Source organism: Acinetobacter lwoffii (assembly GCF_049367455.1).
Taxonomy (GTDB): Bacteria; Pseudomonadota; Gammaproteobacteria; order Pseudomonadales; family Moraxellaceae; genus Acinetobacter; species Acinetobacter lwoffii_W.
Map to the genome: position 1 here is coordinate 1 of NZ_JBMPXW010000010.1, position 4005 is coordinate 4005.

A 4005-nucleotide genomic window follows, 5' to 3' on the forward strand; every position below is an offset into this window, starting at 1 on the left:
CTCATTCCGAGCAGTTTTGATGAAGAACAGCTTAAAGATTTTGGTAAAAGTACCCCAATGGGCCGCATGGGCCAGCCAAGTGAAGTAGCACCGGCGTATTTATTTCTGGCCAGTGAAGAAGCCAGCTATATTTCAGGTCAGGTGATTCATGTGAATGGCGGCAGTATTATTAACGGCTAATCTGGCACAGAAGATAGCGGTTCTAGCTGACCGTTATCTTCATCTATTTAATCTTTGGATTTTCATATTTAAAAAAAATTGTTTTTATAAAATGTTTCCAACAAATACTTACCCTCGCAAAAGTAAGCTCTTGTTATAGTAATTTCAGCCAAACCTGATGAGGATATTAAGATGCTTAGAGGTGAAAAATCAGCCTATACCGATAAACAGAAACGGCAGGCCCAACATATTGAAGAAAGCGAAAAAGAACGTGGTCGTTCTGAGGAAGAAGCCGAACGTATTGCCTGGTCAACGGTCAACAAACAAGATGGTGGCGGCAAGAAAAAGAAACCGTCCCACTAAATAGAATTCATGTCGATGAAAGTATGGGACAGATACAAAGACCCTCTATAATTAAATTATAGAGGGTCTTTTACCATCAGCTTTAAGTAATATTTTCGATACGCTGCTGAGTCCATGCTGGCCAGAGCTTTTCCAGTGTTTGTTCAAATTTTGCATTTTCGGTTCGCCATTGTGGATTTTTGTCCTTATCAATAATCAGCGCACGAACCCCTTCAATAAAATCGCCCTGCTCTAACCAGACATCCTGCAAGTCCCGTTCTAGCTGCATACATTTTTCCAGCGACAAATTCTGTCCGGCTTGCTGTAACTTCAGGCTGGTCTGTTTTGCCATCACCGGACGCTGCTGCAAAATGGTCAGCATTTTATTGGCCCATTCCTGATTAGTTGCACTACTTGCATGAGCAAGGCTCTGTTCAATCTCCTCCAGGTGTTGATAGCCAAAATGCTGATTAATCAGATCTGAACGTTTTTGCAGCTCGCTTTCTACCGGATGCGTAATATAGGAACTAATGATCTTTTGAATCTCAATCGGGTTTAATACCGGTGCTGCAATCAATGCTGCTTCTAATTCAGCAAAACGCTCACTCGGCACATGATAATCCACCAGATCCAGATACAGCGCATCACTGCTACTGATTTGCTCACCAGTCAATGCCATATAGACACCGACTTCATCCAGTCGGGACAGAAAATGGGTAGCACCGACATCGGGGAAAAAACCAATCGCAGTTTCTGGCATGGCAAAACGTGATTTTTCACTCGTAACTTTGATATGACAGGCTTGAGCCAATCCAAAGCCTCCGCCCAGTACATAGCCATCCATCATCACGATCACGGCCTTTGGAAAATTACGCAAGGTGCTCAGCATCTTATATTCAGTGGCAAAAAAATCCTGATATTGGGTATTGCCGGCCTGATAGCTGTCATACAGATAGCGGATATCTCCTCCGGCACAGAACGCCTTGGGACTGTTGGAATTGATCAGAACCGCTTGTACCTGTGGTTTATGGCACCACTGATCGAGTTGTGCCTGAATGCCTTGAATCATCGGCAGGGTTAAGGCATTTAAATGGCTGGTGCGGTCCAGGCTGATGATGCCCAGACCTCCTTCTACCCAAATCGCTAAATTATTTTCATCACTCATTTTATTTTCCTATTCTTGTTTTATGGATGGGTAAATTTAGCGGGGCGTTTTTCCACAAAGGCCTGCATGCCTTCCTTTTGATCAGCACCGGCAAAAATGGAATGGAACACTCGACATTCAAAGCGCAGGCCTTCTGCCAGGCTCACTTCAAAGGCCCGATTAATTGATTCTTTAATCATCATCACGGCAGTAAGTGACTTTTCAGCAATTTTTTCGGCAGCTTGCAGGGTTTGCTCCAGTAATTCTTCCTTAGCAAATACCCGAGCTACCAGACCACTTTGTTCCGCTTCTTGCGCCCCCATCTGCCGTGCAGTCAGGCACATTTCCATGGCTTTGGCCTTACCAATCGCCAAGGTTAAACGCTGGGTACCGCCAATGCCTGGCAACACGCCTAAAGTAACTTCGGGCAGACCAAATTTTGCATTCTCAGCGCAGTAAATAAAGTCGCACATCAATGCCAGCTCGCAACCACCACCCAAGGCATAGCCACTCACTGCGGCGATTAAAGGTTTGCGGCGCTGGGCAATCCGGTCGGCCAGACTGAAAAAATCATCTAGATAAATTTGCGGAAAATTCAGATCTGCCATTTCTTTAATATCGGCACCGGCGGCAAAGGCTTTTTCCGAACCGGCAATCACAATACAGCCAATTGCCGGATCTTTTTCCAGCTGATCCAGTGCCTGATTGACTTCAACAATCAGCTGGTTATTTAGTGCATTTAAAGCTTGCGGACGATTTAAAGTAATCAGCCCGACACCATTACGTTGTTCTAATAAAATTGTTTGCCATTGCATGAGATAAATCCTTTTAAAATTAGAGGCTGCGCGCAATCACCAGCCGCTGAATATCGCTGGTGCCTTCATAAATCTGACAAATCCGCGCATCGCGGTAAATCCGTTCAATTGGAAAATCTTTGAGATAACCGTAGCCACCAAAAATCTGCAGCGCTTTGGAACAGACACGTTCTGCCATTTCTGAAGCAAATAGCTTGGCCATGGAGGCTTCGGTTAAACAGGCTTCACCGGCTTCTTTCTTGCGTGCTGCAAAATGGACCAGTTGCCGTGCCGCTTCAATTTCAGTCGCCATACTGGCCAGCCTGAAAGAAATCGCCTGCTGTTCAAAAATCGGTTTGCCAAAGGCGACCCGATCATGCGCATAGGCCGTTGCTTCTTCTAAAGCGGCACGCGCCAAACCAACCGCCTGTGCGGCAATACCGATTCGCCCGCCTTCCAGATTTGCTAGGGCAATTTTCAGACCTTCGCCTTCGGCGCCGAGTCTTAAACTTTCATGAATGCGGACATCAGTTAGGGCAATCTGACAGGTATCCGAAGCATGCAGGCCGAGTTTTTCTTCCACCCGAATCACTTCATAGCCAGGTGTGTCGCGCGGCACTAAAAATGCACTCATGCCTTTTTTCCCGCAGATGGGTCGGTCACGGCAAAGACAATAATCATCCCGGCATTGTGGCCTGAGGTAATGAACTGTTTGGCGCCATTCAGAATGTAGTGATCGCCGTCCTTGATCGCCCGGGTTTTAATCGCGGCAGCATCCGATCCGGTATGCGGTTCGGTTAAGGCAAAGGCACCAATCATTTCACCTTGAGCCAAAGGCTTTAAAAATTGCTGCTTTTGCTGTTCCGTGCCGAACTTGAAAATCGGCACACAACCCACCGAGTTATGTACGCTCATAATCGCGGATGTTGCACCATCGGCCGCAGCGACTTCTTCTAGGGCTAGAACATAAGCCAGCGTACCTGTGCCCGAACCGCCCCATTCTTCCGGAATCAGCATGCCTAAAAAACCCAGCTCTCCCATTTGGGCCAAGGCCTGCTTAGGAAAAATGCCTTTTTGATCCCACTCGCCGGCAAAGGGTTTAATCTGTTCCTGGGCAAAGCTTTTGGCCATATCCTGAATTAGTTTTTGCTCTTCCGTTAATTGCATCGATGCTTCCTTTAATCTCTTTATTTAATCTTCTTATTCAATTTGTTGGCTTTAGCTATTATGCGGTCTTGGCTTGCTGCTTGTTGATTTCCTGATTGCGCAGTAAAAAGCGTTGAATTTTACCGCTTGGGGTTTTCGGCAATTCGGTCACGAATTCAATCAGGCGCGGATAGGCATGTGCAGATAAACGCTTTTTCACAAATTGACCCAGCTCTTCTTCCAGATGGGTCGAAGCTGCAAAATTATTCGCCAGAATCACAAAGGCTTTAATCACTTCGGTACGCTCGGGGGTCAGGTACACCAATCACCGCAGCTTCAATCACGGCATCATGTTCCAGCAAGGCACTTTCCACATCAAATGGGCCGACCCGATAGCCTGACGTTGTAATGACGTCGTCG

4 protein-coding genes and 2 pseudogenes are annotated in these 4005 nt (G+C 46.4%); 2 read left to right on the forward strand and 4 right to left on the reverse strand.

Annotated elements, in window-relative coordinates:
• Together ACO1B7_RS16990 and ACO1B7_RS16995 are read left to right on the forward strand one after the other, a co-directional pair.
• A partial coding sequence (locus ACO1B7_RS16990; RefSeq protein ID WP_423090412.1) for an SDR family oxidoreductase occupies positions 1–180 on the forward strand: 180 nt, incomplete at its 5' end.
• A 171-nt stretch (positions 181–351) separates the two neighbouring features.
• Positions 352–522 (forward strand): hypothetical protein, encoded by a 171-nt coding sequence (locus ACO1B7_RS16995; RefSeq protein ID WP_423090295.1) that lies wholly within the window; start codon positions 352–354, stop codon positions 520–522.
• 82 nt (positions 523–604) lie between these two features.
• On the opposite strand, the gene ACO1B7_RS17000 is transcribed toward ACO1B7_RS16995, so the two are convergent.
• From ACO1B7_RS17000 to ACO1B7_RS17015, 4 genes and pseudogenes are all read right to left on the reverse strand, one after another.
• On the reverse strand, positions 605–1666 hold the full coding sequence (locus ACO1B7_RS17000; protein WP_216986018.1) for an enoyl-CoA hydratase/isomerase family protein: 1062 nt from the start codon (positions 1664–1666) through the stop codon (positions 605–607).
• A 20-nt stretch (positions 1667–1686) separates the two neighbouring features.
• Positions 1687–2460 carry an enoyl-CoA hydratase gene (locus ACO1B7_RS17005; RefSeq protein ID WP_423090413.1) on the reverse strand — a complete coding sequence of 258 codons (774 nt, stop codon included), beginning with the start codon at positions 2458–2460 and terminating at the stop codon, positions 1687–1689.
• Positions 2461–2479: 19 nt separating this feature from the next.
• Positions 2480–3606, reverse strand: a pseudogene (locus ACO1B7_RS17010) (acyl-CoA dehydrogenase family protein).
• 58 nt (positions 3607–3664) lie between these two features.
• Positions 3665–4005, reverse strand: a pseudogene (locus ACO1B7_RS17015) (AMP-binding enzyme); the annotation flags it as partial.